The organism is Pseudomonas sp. MSSRFD41 (assembly GCF_014230245.1).
Classification (GTDB): Bacteria; Pseudomonadota; Gammaproteobacteria; order Pseudomonadales; family Pseudomonadaceae; genus Aquipseudomonas; species Aquipseudomonas piscis.
In genome coordinates this window covers 68,209-91,684 of the sequence record NZ_JACKZK010000005.1, presented here as the reverse complement: position 1 = coordinate 91,684, position 23,476 = coordinate 68,209, and the positions used below count along the sequence as shown (strand labels likewise).

General features: G+C 65.0%; 22 protein-coding genes. 11 read left to right on the top strand and 11 right to left on the bottom strand.

The annotated features are described in order from the left end of the window. Positions 1 to 21: 21 nt before the first annotated feature. The 3 genes from H7A76_RS10725 (at position 22) to H7A76_RS10715 (ending at position 2,920) form a co-directional block, all read left to right on the top strand. Positions 22 to 1,014 (top strand): NAD-dependent epimerase/dehydratase family protein, encoded by a 993-nt coding sequence (locus tag H7A76_RS10725; protein WP_185698458.1) that lies wholly within the window; start codon positions 22 to 24, stop codon positions 1,012 to 1,014. Positions 1,015 to 1,120: 106 nt separating this feature from the next. Continuing rightward, complete coding sequence (locus H7A76_RS10720) at positions 1,121 to 1,960, top strand: ATPase (RefSeq protein WP_185698457.1); 840 nt, start codon at positions 1,121 to 1,123, stop codon at positions 1,958 to 1,960. Positions 1,961 to 2,077: 117 nt separating this feature from the next. Continuing rightward, entirely contained in the window at positions 2,078 to 2,920 is an 843-nt protein-coding gene (locus tag H7A76_RS10715) for a cache domain-containing protein (RefSeq protein ID WP_185698456.1), read from the top strand. A gap of 21 nt (positions 2,921 to 2,941) precedes the next feature. Here the strand turns inward: H7A76_RS10715 and H7A76_RS10710 are convergent, their stop codons facing one another. Beyond that, a complete protein-coding gene (locus H7A76_RS10710; protein ID WP_185698455.1) occupies positions 2,942 to 4,456 on the bottom strand; it encodes an MDR family MFS transporter in 1,515 nt (504 codons plus the stop codon). A gap of 344 nt (positions 4,457 to 4,800) precedes the next feature. Here H7A76_RS10710 and H7A76_RS10705 point away from each other — a divergent pair, with 344 nt between their 5' ends. Continuing rightward, positions 4,801 to 5,715: a helix-turn-helix domain-containing protein gene (locus tag H7A76_RS10705; protein WP_185698454.1), complete on the top strand. Its 915-nt coding sequence runs from the start codon at positions 4,801 to 4,803 to the stop codon at positions 5,713 to 5,715. On the opposite strand, the gene H7A76_RS10700 is transcribed toward H7A76_RS10705, so the two are convergent. Together H7A76_RS10700 and H7A76_RS10695 are read right to left on the bottom strand one after the other, a co-directional pair. Next, positions 5,708 to 5,884, bottom strand: coding sequence for a hypothetical protein (locus H7A76_RS10700; RefSeq protein ID WP_164485040.1), 177 nt, complete (start codon positions 5,882 to 5,884; stop codon positions 5,708 to 5,710). The two genes, H7A76_RS10705 and H7A76_RS10700, sit on opposite strands and share 8 nt — an antisense overlap. A 145-nt stretch (positions 5,885 to 6,029) precedes the next feature. After that, positions 6,030 to 6,935, bottom strand: a complete 906-nt coding sequence (locus tag H7A76_RS10695; protein WP_185698453.1) for a LysR family transcriptional regulator — start codon at positions 6,933 to 6,935, stop codon at positions 6,030 to 6,032. A 114-nt stretch (positions 6,936 to 7,049) separates the two neighbouring features. Between H7A76_RS10695 and H7A76_RS10690 the strand changes: the two genes are divergently transcribed. After that, positions 7,050 to 7,934 carry an MBL fold metallo-hydrolase gene (locus tag H7A76_RS10690; protein WP_185698452.1) on the top strand — a complete coding sequence of 295 codons (885 nt, stop codon included), beginning with the start codon at positions 7,050 to 7,052 and terminating at the stop codon, positions 7,932 to 7,934. A 71-nt stretch (positions 7,935 to 8,005) separates the two neighbouring features. Then, positions 8,006 to 8,620, top strand: a complete 615-nt coding sequence (locus tag H7A76_RS10685; protein ID WP_185698451.1) for an NAD(P)-dependent oxidoreductase — start codon at positions 8,006 to 8,008, stop codon at positions 8,618 to 8,620. Between the two features lie 211 nt (positions 8,621 to 8,831). On the opposite strand, the gene H7A76_RS10680 is transcribed toward H7A76_RS10685, so the two are convergent. After that, positions 8,832 to 9,713: a LysR substrate-binding domain-containing protein gene (locus H7A76_RS10680; RefSeq protein WP_185698450.1), complete on the bottom strand. Its 882-nt coding sequence runs from the start codon at positions 9,711 to 9,713 to the stop codon at positions 8,832 to 8,834. A 147-nt stretch (positions 9,714 to 9,860) separates the two neighbouring features. Between H7A76_RS10680 and H7A76_RS10675 the strand changes: the two genes are divergently transcribed. After that, positions 9,861 to 11,498 (top strand): 5-guanidino-2-oxopentanoate decarboxylase, encoded by a 1,638-nt coding sequence (locus tag H7A76_RS10675; protein WP_185698449.1) that lies wholly within the window; start codon positions 9,861 to 9,863, stop codon positions 11,496 to 11,498. Then, positions 11,495 to 12,943, top strand: a complete 1,449-nt coding sequence (locus H7A76_RS10670; protein ID WP_185698448.1) for an aldehyde dehydrogenase family protein — start codon at positions 11,495 to 11,497, stop codon at positions 12,941 to 12,943. Before H7A76_RS10675 ends, H7A76_RS10670 begins: the two co-directional genes overlap by 4 nt. Here the strand turns inward: H7A76_RS10670 and H7A76_RS10665 are convergent. Further along, a complete protein-coding gene (locus H7A76_RS10665; protein ID WP_185698447.1) occupies positions 12,940 to 13,881 on the bottom strand; it encodes an AraC family transcriptional regulator in 942 nt (313 codons plus the stop codon). The two genes, H7A76_RS10670 and H7A76_RS10665, sit on opposite strands and share 4 nt — an antisense overlap. Before the next feature lie 331 nt (positions 13,882 to 14,212). Here H7A76_RS10665 and H7A76_RS10660 point away from each other — a divergent pair, with 331 nt between their 5' ends. Beyond that, positions 14,213 to 14,578: a putative quinol monooxygenase gene (locus H7A76_RS10660; protein ID WP_185698446.1), complete on the top strand. Its 366-nt coding sequence runs from the start codon at positions 14,213 to 14,215 to the stop codon at positions 14,576 to 14,578. 9 nt (positions 14,579 to 14,587) lie between these two features. Then, positions 14,588 to 14,860 carry a hypothetical protein gene (locus H7A76_RS10655; protein WP_022640558.1) on the top strand — a complete coding sequence of 91 codons (273 nt, stop codon included), beginning with the start codon at positions 14,588 to 14,590 and terminating at the stop codon, positions 14,858 to 14,860. On the opposite strand, the gene H7A76_RS10650 is transcribed toward H7A76_RS10655, so the two are convergent. Further along, on the bottom strand, positions 14,853 to 15,482 hold the full coding sequence (locus H7A76_RS10650; RefSeq protein ID WP_185698445.1) for a flavin reductase family protein: 630 nt from the start codon (positions 15,480 to 15,482) through the stop codon (positions 14,853 to 14,855). The genes H7A76_RS10655 and H7A76_RS10650 overlap by 8 nt on opposite strands. 142 nt (positions 15,483 to 15,624) lie before the next feature. Then, complete coding sequence (locus tag H7A76_RS10645) at positions 15,625 to 15,882, bottom strand: hypothetical protein (RefSeq protein ID WP_185698444.1); 258 nt, start codon at positions 15,880 to 15,882, stop codon at positions 15,625 to 15,627. A 365-nt stretch (positions 15,883 to 16,247) separates the two neighbouring features. Between H7A76_RS10645 and H7A76_RS10640 the strand changes: the two genes are divergently transcribed. Continuing rightward, positions 16,248 to 17,003: a hypothetical protein gene (locus H7A76_RS10640; RefSeq protein ID WP_185698443.1), complete on the top strand. Its 756-nt coding sequence runs from the start codon at positions 16,248 to 16,250 to the stop codon at positions 17,001 to 17,003. 55 nt (positions 17,004 to 17,058) lie between these two features. Here H7A76_RS10640 and H7A76_RS10635 read toward each other — a convergent pair whose 3' ends face one another. From H7A76_RS10635 to H7A76_RS10620, 4 genes are all read right to left on the bottom strand, one after another. After that, positions 17,059 to 18,381, bottom strand: a complete 1,323-nt coding sequence (locus H7A76_RS10635) for an MFS transporter (RefSeq protein WP_185698442.1) — start codon at positions 18,379 to 18,381, stop codon at positions 17,059 to 17,061. Positions 18,382 to 18,599: 218 nt separating this feature from the next. Further along, the gene (locus H7A76_RS10630) at positions 18,600 to 19,934 is read right to left on the bottom strand and encodes a sigma-54 dependent transcriptional regulator (protein ID WP_185698441.1); all 1,335 of its coding nucleotides are present in this window, start codon (positions 19,932 to 19,934) and stop codon (positions 18,600 to 18,602) included. Continuing rightward, positions 19,928 to 21,694: an ATP-binding protein gene (locus tag H7A76_RS10625; protein WP_185698440.1), complete on the bottom strand. Its 1,767-nt coding sequence runs from the start codon at positions 21,692 to 21,694 to the stop codon at positions 19,928 to 19,930. The genes H7A76_RS10630 and H7A76_RS10625 overlap by 7 nt, the downstream gene beginning before the upstream one ends. A gap of 150 nt (positions 21,695 to 21,844) precedes the next feature. Then, entirely contained in the window at positions 21,845 to 23,368 is a 1,524-nt protein-coding gene (locus tag H7A76_RS10620; RefSeq protein ID WP_185698439.1) for a fumarate hydratase, read from the bottom strand. Positions 23,369 to 23,476 lie beyond the last annotated feature (108 nt).

Here is a 23,476-nt window from a genome sequence, read left to right as displayed (position 1 = left end):
CTGCTTTCTTAGGAATATTTCATGAAGATTCTGGTCACCGGCGCAAGCGGCTTCATCGGCGGGCGCTTCGCCCGTTTCGCCCTTGAGCAGGGCCTGCAGGTGCGCGTCAACGGGCGCCGCGCCGAAGCCGCGGAGCACCTGGTGCGCCGTGGCGCCGAATTCATCCCGGGCGACCTAGGGGACGCCGACCTGGTGCGCGAGCTGTGCCGCGACGTCGATATCGTGGTGCATTGCGCTGGCGCCGTGGGCTTGTGGGGGCGCTACCAGGATTTCCACCAGGGCAACGTGCAGGTCACCGAGAACGTGGTCGAAGCCTGCCTCAAGCAGCGGGTCCGGCGCCTGGTGCACCTGTCCTCGCCGTCGATCTACTTCGATGGCCGCGACCACCTGGGGTTGACCGAAGAACAGGTGCCCAGGCGCTTCAAGCATCCCTATGCGGCCACCAAGTACCTGGCCGAGCAGAAGGTCTTCGGCGCCCAGGAGTTCGGCCTCGAAGTGCTGGCCCTGCGCCCGCGTTTCGTCACCGGTGCCGGCGACATGAGCATCTTCCCGCGGCTGCTGAGGATGCAGCGCAAGGGGCGCCTGGCCATCGTCGGCAATGGCCTGAACAAGGTCGACTTCACCAGCGTGCACAACCTCAACGAAGCCCTGTTCAGTTGCTTGCACGCCAGTGGTTCGGCCCTGGGCAAGGCCTACAACATCAGCAACGGTGCCCCGGTACCGCTGTGGGACGTGGTCAACTACGTGATGCGCCAGATGCAGGTGCCGCAGGTGACCCGCTACCGTTCCTATGGCCTGGCCTACAGCGTGGCGGCCCTCAATGAGGGCTTCTGCCGGATCTGGCCGGGGCGTCCGGAACCGACCCTGTCGCGCCTGGGCATGCAAGTCATGAACAAGGATTTCACCCTGGACATCAGCCGCGCCCGGCATTACCTGGGCTACGAGCCCAAGGTCAGCCTGTGGGCCGCCCTGGACGAGTTCTGCACTTGGTGGCAGGCCCAGGACATGGGCTGAAACCGGCGACTGAACCGGCTGCGTCCGCTCCTGTCCATTGGCCTGGCCCATCGGCGGTTTATACTCGCCGCATCCAGCCCCCTCCGCGGTTCAGAAAGGTTGCCCAATGCGTAACGATGCACACGATGACTTCGACGACGTTCCAAGCCTGCGCGCCGATCCTCTCGACGACGAGGTCTTCCCGGCCACCAGCGGTGCCCGCGAGCGCACAGCGGTCCACTCGCGCAGCGCGCCGGTGGTCAAGGCCAAGGGGGCCGGCACCGGCCCACTGTGGGCGCTGGTGGGGGCGTTGTTCTTTGCCTTCGCCGGTCTTGCCTGGTGGAGCTTCCAGCAGATCTCGCTGATGGAGCAGCAACTGGTGGCCACCCAGGAAAGCTTCGCCAGGATCAGCGAGGAGGCCGCTGGCCGGCTACAGGACATCTCCGGCAAGGTGGTGGCCAGCCAGACCAGCGTCACCACTGACAGCGAAGCCCTGAAGCTGCAGATCAAGCAATTGGAAAGCCGCTTGCAGGACCAGGGCCGGCAGCAACAGGGCGTGGTCGGCCAGGCTACCGACCTGGACAAGCGCCTGGAGCAGATGGGCGCCCGGAGCGCCGAGTTGCAGGCGGCCAATACCCAGTTGCAGGCCCAGCTCAAGGCCCTGGGTGGCGACCTGGCGAGCCTCAAGGGGGCCCAGGTCGATGGCGGCAAGGTCGATGCCCAGCTCAAGAGCCTGGCCGCCGAGTTGGCCGCGTTGAAGAAACAGGGCAATCCGAGCGCCGCCATCGAGCGCCTGGAGCAGGACCTGATCGTGCTCAAGAGCCAGCAGGACAATCGTCCCGCCACTGTGCAAAACGGTGCCAGCACCGCCGAGTTCGACTCTTTCCGGGGCCAGGTCACCCGCAACATCAACACCCTGCAAAGCCAGATCCAGAACCTGCAGCAGCAGCTCAACACCCGTCCCTGACCGATAGGGCCCCGTCGCGCTTCGTGCGGCCGGGCCCGCCCCTCGTTCGCTGAATGTCTACCCATCTGCCGCCGCCGGCTACGCTCTTCGAACGTCGATGTGAACGAGGAGTGGGCGATGAAGCTGTTGCGCAAGCATGCTTGGCTGGGCTGGTGGTGGTTGCTATGTGTCGCTGCGCTGCACGCGGCTCCCGCCGATGATGGCGCCCCCGCGCGGGCGCTGCTGGAAAAGGCCCTGGCCTATTACCAGAAGCAGGGTGACAAGGCGTTCGCCGCCTTCAGCCGCCAGGGCGAATTCGTCGACCAGGATCGCTATGTGTTCGTGGTGGATACCCAGGGTGTGATGCTGGCCAGCGGTGGTCCGTCGTCGGCGCTGATCGGCCGCGATGTCTCACCGGTGCTGGGAGCGGATTTGCGCAAGGCGTTCCAGGATGCCTTGCACACTCCCCAGGGCAGCGGCATCCAGCAGGCCGAGTACCGCTGGCAAAACTGGGCCGACGGCAAGATCGAACGCAAGCATGTGTACTTCCAGCGCGTCGGCGAGCGGATCCTGGCGGTGGGCTACTACCTGCCCAGGGCGTCGGCCGACCAGGCCCGGGCGTTGCTGGAGCGCAGCGCCGAGGCCCTGGCCCGCGACCGGGCGGCGACGCTTGCGGCCATCAACGACCTGCAGGGCGGGTTCATCGAGGATGACCTGTATGTGTTCGTGGTCGATCTGGATACCCGGCGCTACCTGGCCCATGGCACCAACCTGCGGTTGCTCGGCACGGACTTCGCCAAGGTCAAGGACCCCGAGGGCAAGCCGGTGGGCGAGCCGATGTTGGCGCTCATGGCCCGCCAGGACCAGGGCGAGTACCAGTACCGCTGGAAGAACCCGGTGACCGGCCGGGTCGAAGACAAGCACGCCTACCTGCGCAAGGTGGGCCGGCTGCTGGTTGCGGTGGGCTACTACAGTCCGTGAGGCCGGTGCATCCCGGCCCGCTTAGCGGGCCTTGTCCTCGCGTCCGCGCAACAGGCGGTTGGGCATGGCGATCGCCGCCGCCAGGCCCAGCAGCGAGACCCCGGCGCTAACCAGCATCAGGTGGCGGAAGGTCAACAGCAACTCGCTGCGCAGGGCGTCTCGATCCGGGCCGGGCGCGGCATTCAAGCCTTCGAGCAGGGCATTGCCGGTGTGGCCTTCGTTCAGCAGCCCGCCGCCCAGGTGCGCCAGGCCAGAGTCTTGCAGCAAGGCCAGTAGCAATGCCGACATCAACGCCACCCCGACCGCTCCGCCCAAGGAGCGGAACAGGTTGGTGGTGCTGGTGGCGACCCCGATATCACGCTGTTCCACCGCGTTCTGGGTGCCCACCAGCGAAGTGGGGAACTGCATGCCGCTGGCTACCCCGCACAGCAACATGAACAGGCCGCTGCCCAGTTCCGCCTGGGGCGGGACCAGGGCCATGCCGAGGATCGCGACCGGCATCAACGATGCCCCGGTGAGGATCATCGGCTTGTAGCGACCGGTCACCGAGGTCAGCCGTCCGGCGCAGTAGGCGCCCATGGGCAAGCCCATGGCCAGGGGCAACAGGTGCAGCGCGGCGCTATCGGCCCCGGCCCCGGTGATGCTCTGGAAACGCAGGGGCATCAACACGATCAGCGAGATGGCCTGGAAGCTGGTGAAGAAGATCGCGCACCAGCACAACAGGGCGCTGCGGTTGGCGAACAAGTGCATGGGCAACAGCGGCTCGCGGGCCCGTCGTTCATGCCAGGCGAACAGCGCCAGGACGATGATGGCGATGGCCAGCAGGTCGAGCACTTCGGCACTGCGCCAGGAGTGCCCCTGGCCGATCTGGGTGATGCCCAGCAGCAGGGCGCTGAGGCCGATGATCAGGAGCAGGGTGCCGAGGTAGTCGATGATCGGCTTGCGCTGGGGCACTGGTAGCCCCACCAGGGTGCGATAGGCCACCCACCAGGCGCCCAGGCCGAGGGGCAGGTTGATCAGGAACACCCAGCGCCAGGACAAGAACTCGGTCATGTAGCCGCCCAGCACGGGGCCGGCGACGCTGGCCACCGCGTACATGCTGCTGAAGTAACCCTGGTAGCGGCCGCGTTCCCGGGGCGGGACTATGTCGCCGATGATGGCCTGGCTCACCGAGATCATGCCGCCGGCGCCAATGCCCTGGAAGATCCGCGCCAGCACCAGTTGCTCCATGTTCTGGGCCAGGCCGCAGAACAGCGAGGCCAGGGTGAACAAGCCCATGCCGAACAGCATCAGCCGGCGCCGACCGTAGAGGTCGCCGAGCTTGCCGTAGATCGGCACGGCCACGGTCATGGCCACCATGTAGCCGGAAATCACCCAGGCCAGGAGGCCGACATCCTTGAACTGGGCGGAGATGGCCGGCATCGAGACGGCGACGATGGTCTGGTCCAGCGCGCCGAGGAAGATCGCCAGCATCAGGGCGACCAGCACACTGCGGATGGCCACCGGGGAGGGGCCAGGTTGGTGGAGGTGAGACACGAAAGAACCTGTGGGCAATGGGCTTGGCGGGCGACGCCGGCAAATGATGTGTGCGCCAGTGTACTTGATAGCTACCTACCGGATAGCTCTGCAAGCATGTTCCTGACAGTAATTTCATCAAACGTGCCCGGAGCTGCTTGCGGCGAAATGGGAAGCATTCTGTATAGTGGCACCTCTGCGCGTCCTGCCTGGCAGGCCACAGAATGAGTGTTTATGAATGTTGCCTATGCTTGCATTTTGATTGGGCGAATCCGTCAATTGAGCAAGACAACCCAACGGAATCCGCATGTACCCATCCCCTGGGCACCATGCCTGCCCGTTCCTCCGAGGCCCGGATCGCAGCGATGAACAAGCCAGCCCTTGCATCCATTCCCGTATTCAAGCTCTATGGCGAGAGCCTGGAGTGGCCCACCCCCGACCTGTTGCACTGCGAGCCCATCAGCCAGCGCAGTCGCGAATTGCATTGGGAAATAAAGCCCCATCGGCATGCCGACCTGTGCCAGTTGCTGTTCGTGCGGCGCGGACAGGTCCAGTTGCAGGTCGAGGGCCAGCGAACCTTGCTGGATGAGGCGGCGATCCAGGTCGTGCCGGCGCTGTCGGTCCATGGCTTCCACTTCTCCGAGGACATCGAAGGTCATGTGGTGACCCTGGCGGCGCCGCTGGTAGGGCACCTGCAAGCCCAGTTGGGGCAGGCAGGGGACATCCTCGGTACTTGCGCCGGCTATCCGGCGGGAGACGATGCGCAGTACCTGGACGGGCTGTTCAGCGCATTGCAGGACGAGTACCAGGGCCAGCAGCCAGCGCGGGAAATGCTCATGCATTCCCTGGTGGGCATGATCGTGGTCTGGGTCGGGCGCCAGGCGTTGCGACGCAGCAAGGCCAGCCAGCGTCCACAGCGGGCCCGGGACTATTTCAACGGTTTCATGCAGCTGGTGGAGGCACATTATCGCGAGCATGTGAAGGTCGAGGACCTGGCCCACAAGCTGGGGATCTCGGTGTCGCACCTCAACGGCACTTGCCGCGAACTGGCCGGGCAGCCGGCATTGCAGATCATGCACGAGCGCCAGTTGCTGGAGGCCAAGCGCCTCTTGACCTACACCGGGATGACCATCTACGAGATTTCCGCCGAGCTGGGGTTTTCCGACCCGACCAACTTCACCCGGCTGTTCCGGCGCCGGGTAGGCATCTCGCCCAAGGTCTTCCGCGATCAGCTCAAGGCCGAGCAGGCCGGCGACCGCGGATCCCTGTCGCTTACCTGAGAGCGTTCAGGGTGGCGTTGTGGGGGATGCAGCGTTCCAGGTTGCAACTGGCATAGGCGCGAGTCTGCATGCGGGCCTGTTCGACGCGATAGGCAGCGGTGCCGTACAGCGCCAGGGTCACGGTGCAGGTCATGAAAATGGCCAGGTATCTTCTTGTCTTGACGTTCATGGCGATGACCTCTGAACCGGTGCCTCGGTATTTTCCAAAGCACTGTTATCAGAATAGGCCAGCTGTCCGGACTTGCCAGGAACCCCACCTCGGCTGTTTGACAGGGTATTCAGCAAATGGATCGCCCCAGCGCCTCATCCCGCCGTTAGAGCCCCTGGTCCCAGGCGGGCTTCTGGGGAAATCTCAGCACCAGGAAATCCAGCATGCTGCGCAAGGTCGCCGGCATGTGCTTGCGTGAGGCGTAGACCGCGTAGATGTTCATCCGGCGAGGTTCGGCATGGGCCAGCAGGCGTACCAGTTCCCCGCGCTTGATGTATTCCCCGGCCTGGTAGCTGGGCAGCATGGCGATGCCGGCACCGGCCACCGTGGTGCGCAGCAGGGTGCTGGCCTCGTTGGCGCTGATATTGCCCTGGACCGGCACCGACACCGGTTCGCCATCTTGTTCGAAGTGCCACAGGCTCTTGCCGAAATAGGAGTGGGTCAGGCAGTTGTGCTGGCTCAGTTCTTCCACCCGCTGGGGCGCCGGGTGTTCGCGCAGGTAGGCCGGGGCCGCGCAGATCACCGAGCGGCAGACCGTCAGGTGCCGGGCGATCAGGTTCGGGTCCAGGTCGTTGCTGGTGCGTATCGCCAGGTCGATGCGTTCGTCTACCAGGTTCACCGTGCGATCGAGCATCTGCAGGTCGATGCTCACCCCGGGGTGGCGCTTGACGTAGTCGGCCATGGCCGCGGCCAGTTGCGACTGGCCGAACGAGGTGCTGACGCTGATGCGCAACAGCCCGCGCGGGACATCGTCGGGCTCGCTCACCACTGCCTGCATGTCGCTGGACAGCTCCAGCATCTGCCGGCAACGGGGCAGGATCTCGCTGCCGGCGGCAGTCAGGCTGAGCTTGCGCGTGGTGCGGTGCATCAGCCGCGCGCCGACCCAGTCTTCCAGCTCCGCCAGGTAGCGCGAGACCACCGGTCGCGACAGGTCCAGGTGATCGGCCGCCGCCGATTGGCTGCCCAGATCGACCACGGTGACGAAGACTCGCATTGCTTGGAGACGATCCATGATTTGCCCGCTTTCAGAAACAAACTATGTCCAAGCATCGCATTTTTTGTAACGACTCTGGCAACTAAGCTTGCTCCATTCCCAATACGCCAACCGCTGCTGGAGCTGCCCCCCATGATCGGATTCCCTTCACTCAAACGCCTGCTGCTGGCCACCGCCGTCCTCGGTTTCGCCGCCCATGCCGCAGCTGCCGAGCCCACCCTGCAACTGGACGTCTATAACCCCGGCAGCAACGCCATCTTCCCGGTCAGCTCGGTGCTGGTCAGCGGCAAGAAGGACGCGATCCTGGTGGACGCCCAGTTCGGCAAGTCCCAGGCCCAGCAACTGGTGGACAAGATCCGCGCCAGCGGCAAGCACCTGACCACGATCTACATCAGCCATGGCGATCCGGATTACTACTTCGGCCTCGACACCCTGACCAGTGCCTTCCCGGACGCCAAGGTCGTGGCCTCGCAGCCGACGGTCGAACACATCAAGGCCACCGTCGAAGGCAAGCTGGCCTTCTGGGGCCCGCAAATGGGCGCTGACGTTCCGGCCAGGACCATCGTGCCGAGCGTGCTCGAGGGCCACAGCCTGACTTTGGAAGGGCAAAAGCTCGACGTCATCGGCCTGGATGGCAAGCAACCGGATCGCAGCTTTGTCTGGATTCCCTCGATCAAGGCGGTAGTCGGCGGCGTGGTGGTCTCGGAGAACATCCATGTGTGGATGGCCGATACCCAGACTGCCGAGTCCCACCAGCAGTGGTTGAAGACCCTCAAGACCATCGAAGGCCTCAAGCCCAAGACCGTGATCCCCGGTCACTACCTGGGCGACAGCGCGCGCTCCCTGAAGCCGGTGCATTTCACGGCGGACTACATCAAGGCCTTCGATGAGGAAACCGCCAAGGCCAAGGACTCCGCGGCGCTGATCGCGGCCATGAAGAAGCGTTACCCGGACCTGGGCGAGGACAGCTCGCTGGAGCTGAGCGCCAAGGTCGCCAAGGGCGAAATGAAGTGGTGAAACCTTCCTGACCCCCGCTCCCGGACCGGGAGCGGGGGCGCTGTACTCTCTTTGCCAACTGGAGAATCGTCATGAGCAAGATCGCAATCATCGGTGCCACCGGCCGGGCCGGTAGCCAACTCCTGGAAGAAGCCCTGCGTCGTGGCCACAGCGTCACCGCCATCGCCCGCGACACCACGAAGATCGGCCAGCGGGCCGGGATCGTCAGCCGTGCCGTGGACGTGGCCGACAGCGCCGCGCTGCAAGCGGCCGTGGCGGGCCATGACGTGGTGCTCAGCGCCGCGCATTTCGCCCCCATCGCCGCCAGCGCCATCATCGATCCGGTGAAGAAGGCCGGGGTCAAGCGCCTGCTGGTGGTGGGCGGTGCCGGTTCGCTGTTGCTGCCGGGGGGCGGCAAGGTCATCGACAGCCCCGGTTTCCCCGAGGAATACAAGGCCGAAGCCAGTGCCGGTGGGGTGTACCTGGAAACCCTGCGCAAGGAGCAGGACCTGGACTGGAGCTTCCTCTCGCCGTCGGCGGAGTTCGTCGAAGGCGAACGCACCGGGAAGTTCCGCCTGGGCCAGGACGACCTGCTGGTCAGCGCCGAAGGGCGTAGCTGGATCAGCTTCGCCGACTACGCCATCGCCATGCTCGACGAAGTGGAAAAACCGGCCCATGTGCGCCAGCGCTTCACCGTCGGTTACTGATCCGGCTAACGGGTTATGGCGGCTGCACCTGCCGGTGTAGCCGCCAGAGCTTGCGAGGCTGCAGGGGCTGAATCAGTAACTTGCAGCTGCTGCGCACCCGTACGCAGCCTGCGGCAGTGGCTACACGAGGCGGTTCGTACCGTGGCTGTAGTCGCTGTCGAGCCTGCGAGGCTGCGACGGGCCCGCAGGGCCCCAGTCCAGGCGCAGCGCCCTAGCGCCGGTGCGCCTGTTCCACCAGCCAGTCCAGCAACTCCAGCAATTGCGCCGAAGGCCCCGGACGTTCCGGGTAGACCAGGTAATAGGCCTGGCCCGTCGGTATCTTCAATTCGAACGGCATGACCAGCCGCCCGGCGCTCAGGTCATCGCCAATCAACGCCCAATCGCCCATCGCCACTCCGGTCCCCTGGGACGCCACCGACATCGCCAGGTCCAGGGTCTCGAAATGCTGCCCCTTGCCCAGGGTGTTGAACGGTGTGCCCGCCGCCTTCAGCCAGCGTTGCCAATCCCGTTGGTCATGGGACGGATGCAGCAACAGGTGGTGCTGCAGGTCCGCCGGGGTCCTGAGTGGCGTCGGGCCTTCCATCAGCGGTCGCGAGCACACCGGGGTCAGCTGTTCATTGAACAAGTGCCGCGAACCGAGGTTCGGGGAGGGTGGGGCGCCATACATCACCGCGGCATCGAACGGCTCACGGGTGAAGTCCACGCCGTGCTGGATGGTGGTGGTCAGTTGCACCGGCACTTCCGGCCGTTCCTTCTGCCATTGCAACAGCCGTGGCAGCAGCCAGCGCATGGCGCAGGTCGGGGCCTTGAGGCGCAGGTTTTGGCTGCGGCTGCCGATCTCGTCCACCGCGCCATTGATCAACTCGAATACCTGCTGCACCCGTGGCAGCCACTCCAGGCCTTCGGCCGTCAGGCTCAAGCCACGGGCCTGGCGCTGGAACAATGGATAGCCCAGGTGGCTTTCCAGTCCGGCGATCTGCCGGCTCACCGCGCCCTGGGTGATATGCAGTTGCTCGGCGGCGCGGGTGAAGTTGCAGCACTGGGCGGTGACCAGGAAGGTGTGCAGCGCGGGCAGGGGAGGCAGGCGTTTCATGGAGGGCCAGGCATGACGTGAGGACATGGCTAGTATGACTTTTTATCCATTGTTCCGGCTACCGCTGCGCCGTTCCAATAGCCCCCTGCCGGCGTCCACGGGTGTTTCCCGACCGCTCGGTATCAACCAACAAGAAAGGGCGATGAGATGGCGACATGTGGCGAAGTACTGGTCAAGTTACTCGAGGGGTATGGGGTCGAGCAGGTGTTCGGCATCCCTGGAGTGCATACCGTCGAGTTGTATCGGGGCCTGGCCCGTTCCTCCATCCGCCACGTCACCCCGCGCCATGAGCAAGGTGCCGGCTTCATGGCCGACGGCTACGCCCGCACCAGCGGCAAGCCCGGGGTGTGCTTCATCATCACCGGCCCTGGCATGACCAACATCACCACCGCCATGGGCCAGGCCTATGCCGATTCGATCCCGATGCTGGTGATCTCCAGCGTGCAGACCCGCAGCCAGCTGGGCGGCGGACGCGGCAAGCTCCACGAGTTGCCGAACCAGAGCGCCCTGGTCGGTGGCGTGGCAGCGTTCTCCCATACGCTGATGTGTGCTGATGAGTTGCCGGTGGTACTGGCCCGGGCCTTCGCCCTGTTCCAGGCCGGTCGTCCGCGCCCGGTGCATATCGAGATTCCCCTGGATGTACTGGTCCAGGATGCCGACCACCTGCTGGCCAGCGAGCCGGTACAGATCGCCCGGGCCGGCGCCGCCCCGGCGGCCGTGGCGCAGATGGGCCAGTTGCTGGCGACGGCCAAGCGTCCGCTGATCCTGGCTGGCGGCGGCGCCATCGATGCCGCCGCGCCCCTGACCCAGCTCGCGGAGTTGCTGCAGGCCCCGGTGGCCTTGACCATCAACGCCAAGGGCATGCTGCCTGCGGCGCACCCGCTGCTGATCGGTTCGACCCAGTCGCTGGTGGCCACCCGGGCCCTCGTGGCCCAGGCCGATGTGGTGCTGGCCATCGGCACCGAACTGGCGGAAACCGATTACGACGTGACTTTCGCCGGCGGCTTCGAGATTCCCGGCACGCTGTTGCGGATCGATATCGATGCCGACCAGACCGTGCGCAACTACCCGCCGAAAGTGGCGCTGGTAGCCGATGCCGATATCGCCGCCCAGGCCTTGCTGGCGGAGCTGTCGCGGCAAACCCTGGCCGAGCGCAGCCGTGACTGGGGGGCTGTGCGTGTCGATGCCTTGCGCCAGGAGCTGGAGCTCATCTGGGATGCCCCGACCCGGGCCCAGACCCGGCTTTTGCAAACCCTGGTCGAGGAGTTGCCGGAGATCGTCCTGGTCGGCGACTCCACCCAGCCGGTATACAGCGGCAACCTGACCTTCAATCCTGACCAGCCACGACGCTGGTTCAATGCTTCCACCGGCTACGGCACCCTGGGTTATGCCTTGCCGGCGGCCATCGGCGCCTGGCTTGGCGGTGGCTCGAGCCCGGCCCAGCGGCGGCCGGTGGCCTGTCTGATCGGTGACGGCGGCTTGCAGTTCACCCTGGCGGAACTGGCCTGCGCCGTGGAGGCACAAGCCCCGGTCATCGTCGTGTTGTGGAATAACCAGGGGTACGAAGAGATCAAGAAGTACATGGTCAATCGCGCCATCGAACCGGTGGGCGTCGACATCTACACCCCGGACTTCATCACCGTGGCCAAGGGCCTGGGCTGCGCTGCCGAGCGCGTCGACAGTGTTGCGCAACTGCGGGCGGCCTTGCGCCTGGCGGTCGATCGCCAGGGCCCGAGCCTGATTGAAATCGACCAGAATCGCTGGACCCAGGGAGTACAGGCATGACTGCGCAACCCATGCTGGACGGCCTGTATATCGACGGCCAATGGTCGGCTGGCAATGAGCCGCTGCAAGTGATCAACCCAGCCACCGAGGCCCCCCTGGCCCGGGTGGCCGGCGGTGGGCCAGAGGCCGTGGACCGCGCGCTGCGTGCTGCCACTGGCGGGCTGGCTCGCTGGGCCCGAAGCACTGGTGCCGAGCGGGCGGTGGTGCTGCGCAGGATCGCCACTGGCGTGGCTGCGCGTCGCGAGCGCCTGGTGCAACTGCAATCGAGCAACAACGGCAAGCCACAGGCCGAGGCGGCCATGGACGTCGACGACGTGATCGCCACGTTCGACTACTACGCCGAACTGGCCGAGGGCCTGGACGCTCGCCAGGATGCCGAGGTGGCGCTGCCCAGCGCGGATTTCAGCGCCCGCCTGCGCCGCGAGCCATGCGGCATCGTCGGGCTCATCGTGCCGTGGAACTTCCCCATGGTCACCACCGCCTGGAAGCTTGCGCCGGCCCTGGCGGCAGGTTGCAGCGTGGTGCTCAAGCCCTCGGAGGTCACGCCGTTGCCGGAGCTGGAGCTGGCGGCGATCGTCGCCCAGAGCGGCTTGCCCCAGGGGGTATTCAACCTGGTCTGCGGCACCGGCCTGGCAGTGGGGGCGCCTTTGGCGGCGGACCCGCGAGTGGCGAAGATCTCCTTCACCGGCAGCAATGCGGTGGGTGTACAGGTCATGCAGCGGGCGGCGGAAACCGTCAAGGGCGTGAGCCTGGAACTGGGCGGCAAGTCATCGTTGCTGGTCCTGGCCGATGCCGACCTGGACCTGGCGGTGGAGCTGGCCTGCGGCGGTGGTTTCTTCAACGCCGGGCAAATGTGCTCGGCCACCAGCCGGGTGCTGGTGGCGGCTGAACTGGCCGATGAATTCCTCTACCGGCTCAAGGCCCGGGCCGAAGGCATCCGGGTGGCCGAGCCGTTCGAGTCCGGGGCGCAGATGGGCGCGCTGGTCAACCAGGCGCAATACCAGCGGGTGCTGGGGCATATCGACCGTGGCTTGCAGTCCGGGGCCAGGCTGGTGTGTGGCGGTAGTCGCCCGGCGCACCTGGCACAGGGCTACTTCATCCAGCCCACGGTGTTCACCGAGGTGCCGCTTGACAGCGGGTTGTGGCGGGAGGAGATCTTCGGTCCGGTGCTGTGCGTGCGCAGCTTCGACAGCCAGCAAGAAGCCATCGAGCTGGCCAACGACAGCGAGTTCGGCCTGGTCGCCAGTGTAGTGGGTGGCGATACCGCCAATGCCGAGGCGGTGGCCAATGCCCTGCAGGCCGGACTGGTGTGGATCAACGCACCGCAGGTGATCTTTCCCCAGACGGCCTGGGGCGGCTACAAGCAGAGCAGCATCGGCCGCGAGCTGGGGCCCTGGGGGCTACAGGCGTTCCAGGAGATCAAGCACGTGGTGCGGGCCCACTAACCCGGCCCCAAGCCGCCTGCCCGCAGGCGCGCCATGTCCCGCAAGGGGGGCGCGCCGAACAGGCGACTGTACTCGCGGCTGAACTGCGAAGGGCTTTCATACCCCACCCGATAACCCGCCACCGAGGCTTCCAGGCCTTCGGCCAGCATCAGCCGGCGGGCTTCCTGCAGGCGCAGTTGCTTCTGGTATTGCAGCGGGCTCATGGCGGTCATCGCCTTGAAGCGATGATGCAGGGTCGACACGCTCAGGTTGACTTCCCGCGCCAGCTCGTCGATACGCAGCGACTGTTCGAAATGACCGTTGAGCCATTCGATCGCCTGGTTGACCCGGTGGCTCTGGCTGTTAGCGGTGGCGATCTCGTACAGGCGATGGCCCTGGGGGCTGCGCAACAGGCGGTAGAGGATTTCCCGGCGAACCAGGGGCGCCAGCATGGCGATGTCCTTGGGCGTGTCCAGCAGGCGGGTCAGGCGCAACACCGCATCGAGCATCGGCGAATCCAGGCGCTCCACGTACAGGCCGCGTCCGGTGGGCCGGGCGGGCACGCCCAGGGGACCGGCGTCGGCGATCAGAGCGTTGATCTCGCCGGGGTCGATGTCCAGGCGCAGGGCCAGGATCGGCTGCTCGGGGGAAACCAGCGCCACCTTGCCGCTCAAAGGCACGGCAACCGAGACCACCAGGTAGTTCAGCGGGTCGTAGTTGTAGGTCTCGTCGGCCAGCTGCACCTCCTTGCGGCCCTGGGCCATGATGCACAGGGCCGGCTGCGCCAGCACCGGTGCGAACTGGTGGGTATGGCTGTGGCGCGAGACGAACAGCGAATCGATGGCCGTGGCGTGGCTGCCGTCGACGACGGTATGGCGATCGATGATCGCCGCCAGCTCCGCACGCTGGCGTTCCATTTCCGGGGCGAGGGGAGCCGGCAGGTTTTCCAGGGATGACATGGGGCGGCCTCCGGGGTTTTGCGATCGGCACAGCTTAAGTTTGTGCAAGCGGGGAGGCTAGGCCGATCCTGCGTAAAACTTGCCTGATCCTGCTACTTGCGCGCGCGATGTACGAGGTTGTCCCATCGACTGGAGTTTCACTTGCTTGAAACACCGCTGTAGTCATTTTGTCCCATGGCGCGGGACGAGCAAGCTGGTGGTGGGCGATATCGCAGGATTGGGCAAATCAGCGGCAGGAATCGACTAACCCGGGTTCACCCGCGGCCCGTATCGTTGGATCCTGTCGCAGCCTGTCCCCCGGCTGCCTCGACGACACCTGGGAGGGTCGCACATGTCCACGCATATTCCCGTCAGCCATATGGCTTTGGTCCGCGCCCGTGCGGGGCGCTCCACAGAGCTGGGCGCTCGCCTGAGCAGCCTGATCGAACCGTCCCGCCAGGCGCCCGGCTGCCTGCAATTCGCCTTGCAACGCTCGCAGTGCGATGCCCAGTTGTGGCTGGTGTCCGGGTTCTGGAGCAGCCAGCAGGCGATGACCGCCTATTTCAGCTCGCCGGCCATGGAGGTCTTCAGCGAGCTGGTCCAGGACCTGGTGGTCGACAGCCTGGACTTGCACACCTTCGATACCGTTTCGGCACAGGAACTGCCGGGCGAGTACCCCCAGTTGCACGGCGTGCCGGTGCACAAGCTGGCCAGTTGAAGGTTTAGAATGGCCGACTTTCCATTGGCCAGGACCCGCAACATGGCACGCAAAGAGTTCGCACATTACGAAGCAGTTTCCGCTGTGGTTCCAGGGGAGGGGGGATACAGCGCCGCCATCGCCATCAAGGCCCTGGATGTTTCAGGAGCCCCGCGCTTTCATAAAGTCCTGGACGAGCAGAAGTTCAAGACCGCCCATGACGCCGACCAGGCTGCCGCGCAACAACTCGAACAGCTGATCGACGTCGACGCCGACGGTCAATTGTGCTGGAAGACTATTTGACCGCTCCCGGGCGGTACATCTTGAACAGGGCCTCGGGGCCCAGCTGGAAGTAATCCGCCGGACCGCCGCCGCGCAGAATGGGTTCTGCCGCGGCGGTGTCATAGATGCCGTCCTTGAGCAGCCACTTGGCGATATGCACGGCGACCACTTCGCCGAGGATCAGCCAGCTCGGCACCAGCTCCTTGTCCGCCCGCTGCAACTGGATGATCTGCGTGACCTTGCACTCGAAGGACACCGGGCTTTCGGCTACCCGTGGCACGGCGATGACTTTCGAAGCCACCGGCGTCAGGCCCGACAGGGTGAATTCGTCGACCTCGGGGGCCACGGCGGCGCAGCTCTGGTTCATCTGCTCGGCCAATGGCCGGGTGGCCAGGTTCCAGGCGAACTCGCCGGTCTTCTCGATGTTGTTCAGGCTGTCTTTGCGCCCGACGCTGGAGAACCCGATGATCGGCGGAATGTAGTTGAAGGCATTGAAGAAGCTGTAGGGCGCAAGATTCAGGCGACCCTGCTCGTCCTGGGAGGAAATCCAGCCAATGGGGCGCGGGCCGACGATGGCGTTGAACGGGTCGTGGGGCAGGCCGTGGCCCTGGGCGGGTTCGTAGTAATGGATATCGTCGGGCATGGCTTGCGGTTCCTGCTGGGAGCTTTAGGGGGCGCCATAGTGCAGTGCGCATCCGGCGAATTCCAGCTTCGCCGTGCAGGATTCGCGCCCTGAAAAGATCGAGCCCGGCGCAAGTGCCGGGCTGTACTGTCCAGAAGAACGATCAGCCGATGTTGGCGGAACCGGTGCGGTCATAGCCATCGGCGGCGAAGGTGGCGGAACCGGTGCGGTCATAGCCATCGGCGGCGAAGGTGGCGGAACCGGTGCGGTCGTAGCCGTCGGCGGCGAAGGTGGCGGAACCGGTGTGGTCGTAGCCATCGGCGGCGAAGGTGGCGGAACCGGTGCGGTCGTAGCCATCGGCAGCGAAGGAATGGGCAGCCAGTACCGACAGGGTCAGGGCCAGGATCAGTTGTTTTTTCATGATGGCGACTCCGGATGGGGTGGGGCGTTGGTGGTGGGCTTGGGATGAATCCTACTCCGATGAAGTCGATTGAAAATCGCAAATATATGCTTTAAATAATCAGTTAAATCGATATTTGAGCGGTCTGTGCCCACCTGCCTATAAGGGGCATCAGGCTTCTGGATGGATTCGGGTTTACTCCGCTGACAGGCTGGACACCTCGGGTTAACTGATCGTTGATTGAGCCGTCATGAACCAAAAAATGCCGGTCAACGGTTTTTTCATCCGCGCCCTACCGATTTTTCACTCGCCGCCGTTCAGCCTCCACGCAAGCCTGCATACCAAGACAGGCCATCTCGAATGCGACCCTTGGAGCTCCCTACCGAATGAACAAACTTCCCCAGATCACCCTGGCCTTCTGGGTCATGAAAATCTGTGCGACGACCCTGGGCGAAACCGCCGGTGATTTGCTGTCGATGACCCTCGATGTCGGCTACGCCATCAGCTCGATGATCCTCATCAGCCTGTTCCTGCTGACGCTGGTCACCCAGCTGTTTTCCAAGGCCTACAACCCGGTGCTGTATTGGCTGGTGATTCTCTCCACCAGTACCGCGGGCACTACCATGTCCGATTTCATGGACCGCACCCTGGGCCTGGGCTACGCCAGCGGGTCGCTGATCTTGATCGCTATCTTGCTGGTGATCTTCGCCGCCTGGCGCATGAGCGGCGAGTCGTTGAACGTGAACCGGGTCCAGGGTTTTCGTGGCGAGCTGTTCTATTGGCTGGCGATCCTGTTTTCCAACACCCTGGGCACCGCGCTCGGTGATTTCCTGGCGGACGACTCGGGCCTGGGCTTTGCCGGTGGAGCGTTGCTGATCGGCTCGGCCATTGCCCTCGTAGTGGTGCTCAAGTATTGCACCAGGCTGTCGCCGGTCCTGCTGTTCTGGGTGGCGTTCGTGCTGACCCGGCCGTTCGGTGCGACCTTGGGCGATTTCCTGACCAAGTCCCATGAAAAGGGCGGGCTGGACTTCGGCACCGTCGGCTCGTCGGCGGTCTTGGCGGGAATCCTGCTGGTGCTGGTCGTCGGGGCCTGCTGGGCGCAGAAGCGCGACTCGCGCCAGGGCGCCGCGCAACTGTCTTGAGGCCTGGATGGGTCGAACCAAGCGCCCGGGCCTTGCACCCGGGCGCTTGGTCTTGTCAGTCGGTTTCGATCCGCGAGTGCTTGCCGGTGTCCTTCATGGTCGCGTAGACCAGCAACGAGCAGGCGATGCAGGCGGTGACGTACCAGTAGTAGCCGGTTTCCATGCCGATGCTCTTGAACCACAGGGCGATGTATTCCGCGGTACCGCCGAATAGCGAGACGGTCAGGGCATAGGGCAGGCCCACGCCCAGGGCGCGGATCTCGGTCGGGAACAGCTCGGCCTTCACCACCGCGTTGATCGAGGTGTAGCCACTGACGATGATCAGGGCCGCCATGATCAGGAAGAACGCGCCCCACCAGGTCTGGATGCTATGCAAGGTGCTGAGGATCGGCACCGTGAACAGGGTGCCGAGCACACCGAAGGCGATCAGGATCGGGCGTCGGCCGATCTTGTCCGACAGGCCGCCGATCACCGGTTGCAGGCACATGAACAGGAACAGGGTCGCCGCGGAAATGGTGGTGGAGTCGGAAATGCTCATGCCGACGGTGTTCACCAGGTACTTCTGCATGTAGGTGGTGTAGGTGTAGAAGGCCAGGGTGCCGCCCATGGTCAGGCCAACCACGGTCAGCAGTTCCTTGGGATGACGCAGCAGGGTGCGCATCAGGCTTTCCTTGGGTTTTTCCTTCTTCTTGGCGAAGGACTCGGTTTCCTCCATGCCACGGCGCAGGTACAGCGCCACCACGGCGCAGAGGGCGCCGATGGCGAACGGAATCCGCCAGCCCCAGGACTGCAGTTCTTCGGTGGTCAGCAGGTTCTGCAGGACGATCAGCACCGCCAGGGCGATGAGCTGGCCGGAGATCAGGGTGACGTACTGGAAGCTGGAGAAGAAACCACGGCTTTGCTTGGTCGCCATCTCGCTGAGGTAGGTGGCCGAGGTGCCGTATTCACCGCCCACCGACAAGCCCTGCATCAGTCGCGCCAGCACCAGCAGGATCGGCGCGCCAACGCCGATGGTCTCGTAGCCCGGAGTCAGGGCGATGATCAGGGAGCCTGCGCACATCAGCAGCACCGAGGCCATCAAGGCGGCCTTGCGCCCCTTGCGGTCGGCGTAGAGCCCCATCAACCAGCCGCCGATCGGGCGCATCAGGAAGCCCACGGCGAAGATCGCGGCGGTATTGAGCAGTTGGGCAGTGGTGTCGCCCTTGGGGAAGAAGACCTTGGCGAAGTACAGCGAGAATGCGGCGTAGACGTACCAGTCGTACCACTCGACCATGTTGCCGATCGAGCCGCTGAAAATCGATTTCAAGCGGCTGGCGGTGGTCTTGTCCTGGGCGGGCATGGCGGCCGACCCGGCAGGCAGGGTATTGGAAATATCCATCACGAACCTTCTATTCATTGTTGTTGTGGAGTGCGCGCAAACGCAGCCTGCCAGGGCTATAGCAGGAGCTGTGCCAAGAGGCAGAAGCCCGGTCTAGAAGGGTCTTGATGAATCGATAAGCGGAAATCCGCTTATCGCGGGGAGGGCTATGAGCGGGAAATTGCCTAGGAAGGGGCGCCGCCAAGGGCCAGATGCATGCCTTGCGGCCCTCAGGATTTTCAACTGCCCTTGACGAACATTTCCCGGCTCAGGCCATGGCGCTGCATCTTTTCGTTCAGCGTGCGGCGCGGCAGTTGCAGTTCGTGGAGCACCGCTTTGATCTCGCCCTTGTGCCGGGCCAGGGCGGCACGCAGGCACTGGGCTTCGAAGGCCTCTTGCTGGGCGGCGAGGGATTGGCCGACGGCGAGCGGTTCGGCCTGCTGCTCTTGCAGCCCCAGCACTTGGCGCTCGGCGGCATTGGCCAGCTCGCGCACGTTGCCGGGCCAGTCATGGCTGAACAGGCGGGCCAGCTGTGGACCGTCCAGCGCCATCACCTGGCGGCCCAGGCGCTGTCCGGCCTGGCGGGCGAAATGCTCGTAGAGCAGGGGGATGTCCTCGCGGCGTTCGCGCAATGGCGGCAGGCGCAGTTCGGCAACGGTCAGGCGGTAGGCCAGGTCTTCGCGAAAACGCCCGGCCCGGGCCTCTTCCAGCAAGTCGGGCTTGGTGGCGGCGATGATCCGCAGGTCGACGCTGATGCTCTGGTTGGAGCCCAGGCGTTCGAGCTTCTGTTCCTGCAGCACCCGCAGTAGCTTGACCTGCTGGGCCAGGGGCATGCTTTCGATCTCGTCGAGGAACAGGGTGCCGCCGTTGGCATATTCCAGCTTGCCGATGCGCTTGCCCTGGGCACCGGTGAAGGCGCCGCTTTCGTGGCCGAACAGCTCGGCCTCGAACAGTTGTTCGGGAATCGCCGCGCAATTGAGGGCGACGAAGGGCTTGTCGGCCCGCGGTCCGAAGTCATGCAGGCAGCGGGCGATCAGCTCCTTGCCGCTACCGGTTTCGCCCCGCACCAGTACGTTCACCGGCAGCGGGGCCAGCTCCAGCACCTGGCGGCGCAGGGTCTGCAAGGCTTGGGAGACGCCGAGCAAGGTGGCGTCGAGCCTGGCGCGGCTATCGGCCTGCTGGTGCAGGCGGCGGTTCTCCAGCACCAGCCGGCGCTTGTCCAGGGCCCGGCGTAGGCTGCTGAGCAGGATCTCGGGGCTGAAGGGTTTTTCCAGGAAGTCATAGGCGCCATCGCGCATGGCCTCCACCGCCATCGGCACGTCGCCATGGCCGGTCAGGAGGATCACCGGCAGGTCCGGGTCCAGGCGCTGGACCTGGGCCAGCAGTTCCAGGCCGCTGATGCCGGGCATGCGCACATCGCTGAGGATCACCCCGGGAAAGTCCCGTGGCAGTCGCGCCAGGCATTCCTCGGCCCGGCTGAACAGTTGCACCTCGAAGCCCGACAGGCTCAGCCACTGCTCCACGGCGCTGCGGATGCTGGCTTCGTCGTCCACCACCAGCACGGAGTTCAGCATTGGATATGTGCCTCCAGGTCGATGGGCAGGCTCAGGGTGAACACTGCGCCCTGGTCCTGGTTGGCGACGCTCAGGCGGCCGCCCAGTTCATGGACGATGGCGTAGGATACCGCCAGCCCGAGCCCGAGGCCGTCGCCCACCGGCTTGGTGGTGAAGAACGGATCGAACACGCTCAGCAGATGCTCGTCGGCGATCCCGCCGCCGGTATCGGCCACGCGCAACTGCCAGAGCTGGTCCTCGGCCTCGAGGCTGATCTGCAGGTGTTTGTGGGGCTTGTCCAGCATGGCGTCCAGGGCGTTGCGCAGCAGGTTGATCAAGACCTGCTCCAGGCGGATGGCATCACCGCGGACCCAGGCGGGGCGAGCCACTTGCAGCATGACCTGGATGTTCTCCGTGCGCAGCCGTGCTTCGAGCAGTTGCAGGGACTGGTCCACCACCGCGGCCAGGTCCAGGCGTTCGCGCAGGCCGCTGGGGCTCTTGCGGGCGAAGGTCTTGAGGTGGCTGGTCAGGGCGGCCATGCGGGTCAGCATGTCGTCCAGCGGCCGCAGGGCCTTGTAGGCTTCGTCTACCCGGCCGTGCTCCAGCAGCAGTCGCAAGGTGGCCAACTGCATGCGCTGGGTGGTCAGGGGCTGGTTGATTTCATGGGCCAGGGCTGCGGACATCTGCCCCAGGGCCGCGAGCTTGGCCGATTGCACCAGGCCTTCCTGGGCGGTGCGCAGGTCGCGGGTGCGCTCCTCCACCAGTTGTTCCAGCTCCTGGCGATTGCGTTGGCGGATCTTGCCCAGGCGCCAGCGCTGGTTGAGGAATAGCAGCAGGAACACCAGGGCCAGCCAGGCGCCACCGGCGGCGAGGCCGGCGTTGCGGCTTTCCTCGAAGGCAGTGGGCGGCTTGCGCAGCAGGTGCAGGGTCCAGCCCTCGGCGGACAGCGGCAGGGATTCCCAGAGGTAATTGGTCGCGCCCTGGTCGTCCTGGACGCGGATCAACTGGCTGCCGTCGTCAATCTGCTGCAGCTGGGTATGTTGCAGGGGCACCAGCAGTTGCTTGTCGTACTGGCGGGTCAAGCGGATCTCTTCCAGGTCGTTGGCCGACAGCGGCTGCAGGTGGCGGTAGCGCCAGCCCGGCTGGTTGGCGATGAACACGATGCCGCGGGCATCGGTTACCAGCAGGGTATCGCTGCCCTGGCTCCATTCATGTTCCAGCTCGGGAAACTCCAGCTTGACCACCATGGCCCCGAGGAACTCGTCGTTGTCGGCCTTGACCGCGCTGGAGAGGAAATACCCGGGGATGCCGCTGGTCACGCCGATGGCATAGAAGCGCCCGCTGCCCTGGCTGCGGGTCTGCTTGAAGTAGGGACGGAAACCGTAGTTGTGGCCGACGTAGCTGCTGGGCAGGCGCCAGTTGCTGGCGGCCACGGCCAGGCCGTCATGGTTGAGCAGTTCCAGGGTCGAGGAACGGGCGGCGCCGTTGATCTTCTCCAGCTTGCGGTTCAGCGCGTCCTGGGTTTCGGGCGTCACCGGTCCCTGGAGTGCCGCGCGCAACTCCGGGTCCAGGGCCAGCACCGCCGGCAGTGCCCGATAACGTTCGATCAGGGTGTGCAGGGAGTTGGCATACAGTCCCAATTGCTCATTGGCACGTGCGGCTTCCTCCACCAGGGTCTGGCGTTCGGCGTGGCGCATGGCCAGGCCGGCGCTGACGACGGTGCCAGCGATAATCACCAGGATGTAGAGCGTCAGGCGAAGGGAGCGTGAGATCTGGGCCATGGGTCGGGGCAGGCTGCAAGGGGGGCGGGAACGATAGCATGAGCGCCGGGTGGAACGTTGATCGCGGACAGTGTCGGCAAGGGGCGCGGCACAAAAAAGCGGCGGGCCGTTGGATCAACAGCGCCGCCGCTCTAGCCAGGCCGGGAAGGCTTATTGCACTTCTACTGCCAGGCTGTCACTGATCTTTTTCTGCCAGATGGCGGGACCGGTGATATGTACCGACTCGCCCTTGCTGTCCACGGCGACGGTGACGGGCATGTCCTTGACCTCGAACTCGTAGATCGCTTCCATGCCCAGCTCGGCGAAGGCCAGGACCTTGGACTTCTTGATCGCCTGGGCCACCAGGTAGGCGGCGCCACCGACGGCCATCAGGTACACGGCCTTGCTGTCCTTGATCGCGTCGATGGCGGTCGGGCCGCGCTCGGACTTGCCGATCATGCCCAGCAGGCCGGTTTGCTCGAGGATCTGGCGGGTGAACTTGTCCATGCGGGTGGCGGTGGTCGGACCGGCTGGGCCCACCACTTCGTCACCGACCGGATCCACCGGGCCGACGTAGTAGATGAAGCGACCCTTGAGGTCCACCGGTAGCTGTTCGCCACGGTTGAGCATCTCGACCATGCGCTTGTGCGCGGCATCGCGGCCGGTGAGCATCTTGCCGTTGAGCAGGACGGTCTCGCCCGGCTTCCAGCTTTGCACTTCTTCCGGAGTCAGGGTGTCGAGGTTGACGCGACGGGCCGATGGGCCGGCTTCCCAGACGATTTCCGGGTAGGCGTCCAGAGGCGGCGCCTCCAGGGCGGCCGGGCCCGAGCCGTCGAGCACGAAGTGCGCGTGGCGGGTGGCGGCGCAGTTGGGGATCATGCACACCGGCAGCGAAGCGGCGTGGGTCGGGTAGTCCATGATCTTCACGTCGAGCACGGTGGTCAGGCCACCCAGGCCCTGGGCGCCGATGCCCAGCTGGTTGACCTTCTCGAACAGCTCCAGGCGCAGTTCCTCGATGCGGTTCTGCGGGCCACGGGCCTTGAGTTCATGGATGTCGATGGATTCCATCAACACTTCCTTGGCCATCACCGCGGCCTTCTCGGCGGTACCGCCGATGCCGATGCCGAGCATGCCGGGCGGGCACCAGCCGGCGCCCATGGTCGGCACGGTCTTGAGGACCCAGTCGACGATCGAGTCGGAAGGGTTGAGCATGGCCATCTTCGATTTGTTCTCGGAGCCGCCGCCCTTGGCTGCCACGTCCACTTCCACGGTGTTGCCGGGAACGATGGAGTAGTGGATCACCGCCGGGGTGTTGTCCTTGGTGTTCTTGCGGGCACCGGCCGGGTCGGCCAGGATCGAGGCGCGCAAGACGTTTTCCGGCAGGTTGTAGGCGCGACGCACGCCCTCGTTGATCATGTCGTCCAGGCTCATGGTGGCGCCGTCCCAGCGTACGTCCATGCCTACGCGCACGAATACGGTGACGATGCCGGTGTCCTGGCAGATCGGCCGGTGGCCGGTGGCGCACATGCGCGAGTTGATCAGGATCTGTGCCATGGAGTCGCGGGCCGCTGGCGATTCTTCGCGCAGGTAGGCCTCGTGCATCGCCTGGATGAAGTCCACGGGGTGGTAGTAGGAAATGAACTGCAGGGCGTCGGCAACGCTCTGAATCAGGTCGTCTTGCTTGATCACGGTCATGAGTCGCGCTCCTCTAAAAGACGGGAACATTTAATAAGGTGACTGCAGCTTGGGTGGATCGGTCGGTTGCAGGCACCTTCCGGGTCATGTACGAAAACGGCCTGCGCG

Coding starts and splice junctions, on each gene's coding strand:
- H7A76_RS10625 (WP_185698440.1), bottom strand. CDS start 21,694: ATGGCCCAGATCTCACGCTCCCTTCGCCTGACGCTCTACATCCTGGTG.
- H7A76_RS10685 (WP_185698451.1), top strand. CDS start 8,006: ATGAGCAAGATCGCAATCATCGGTGCCACCGGCCGGGCCGGTAGCCAA.
- H7A76_RS10635 (WP_185698442.1), bottom strand. CDS start 18,381: ATGGATATTTCCAATACCCTGCCTGCCGGGTCGGCCGCCATGCCCGCC.
- H7A76_RS10620 (WP_185698439.1), bottom strand. CDS start 23,368: ATGACCGTGATCAAGCAAGACGACCTGATTCAGAGCGTTGCCGACGCC.
- H7A76_RS10645 (WP_185698444.1), bottom strand. CDS start 15,882: ATGAAAAAACAACTGATCCTGGCCCTGACCCTGTCGGTACTGGCTGCC.
- H7A76_RS10675 (WP_185698449.1), top strand. CDS start 9,861: ATGGCGACATGTGGCGAAGTACTGGTCAAGTTACTCGAGGGGTATGGG.
- H7A76_RS10650 (WP_185698445.1), bottom strand. CDS start 15,482: ATGCCCGACGATATCCATTACTACGAACCCGCCCAGGGCCACGGCCTG.
- H7A76_RS10715 (WP_185698456.1), top strand. CDS start 2,078: ATGAAGCTGTTGCGCAAGCATGCTTGGCTGGGCTGGTGGTGGTTGCTA.
- H7A76_RS10630 (WP_185698441.1), bottom strand. CDS start 19,934: ATGCTGAACTCCGTGCTGGTGGTGGACGACGAAGCCAGCATCCGCAGC.
- H7A76_RS10665 (WP_185698447.1), bottom strand. CDS start 13,881: ATGTCATCCCTGGAAAACCTGCCGGCTCCCCTCGCCCCGGAAATGGAA.
- H7A76_RS10690 (WP_185698452.1), top strand. CDS start 7,050: ATGATCGGATTCCCTTCACTCAAACGCCTGCTGCTGGCCACCGCCGTC.
- H7A76_RS10640 (WP_185698443.1), top strand. CDS start 16,248: ATGAACAAACTTCCCCAGATCACCCTGGCCTTCTGGGTCATGAAAATC.
- H7A76_RS10670 (WP_185698448.1), top strand. CDS start 11,495: ATGACTGCGCAACCCATGCTGGACGGCCTGTATATCGACGGCCAATGG.
- H7A76_RS10680 (WP_185698450.1), bottom strand. CDS start 9,713: ATGAAACGCCTGCCTCCCCTGCCCGCGCTGCACACCTTCCTGGTCACC.
- H7A76_RS10705 (WP_185698454.1), top strand. CDS start 4,801: ATGAACAAGCCAGCCCTTGCATCCATTCCCGTATTCAAGCTCTATGGC.
- H7A76_RS10655 (WP_022640558.1), top strand. CDS start 14,588: ATGGCCGACTTTCCATTGGCCAGGACCCGCAACATGGCACGCAAAGAG.
- H7A76_RS10660 (WP_185698446.1), top strand. CDS start 14,213: ATGTCCACGCATATTCCCGTCAGCCATATGGCTTTGGTCCGCGCCCGT.
- H7A76_RS10720 (WP_185698457.1), top strand. CDS start 1,121: ATGCGTAACGATGCACACGATGACTTCGACGACGTTCCAAGCCTGCGC.
- H7A76_RS10700 (WP_164485040.1), bottom strand. CDS start 5,884: ATGAACGTCAAGACAAGAAGATACCTGGCCATTTTCATGACCTGCACC.
- H7A76_RS10725 (WP_185698458.1), top strand. CDS start 22: ATGAAGATTCTGGTCACCGGCGCAAGCGGCTTCATCGGCGGGCGCTTC.
- H7A76_RS10695 (WP_185698453.1), bottom strand. CDS start 6,935: ATGGATCGTCTCCAAGCAATGCGAGTCTTCGTCACCGTGGTCGATCTG.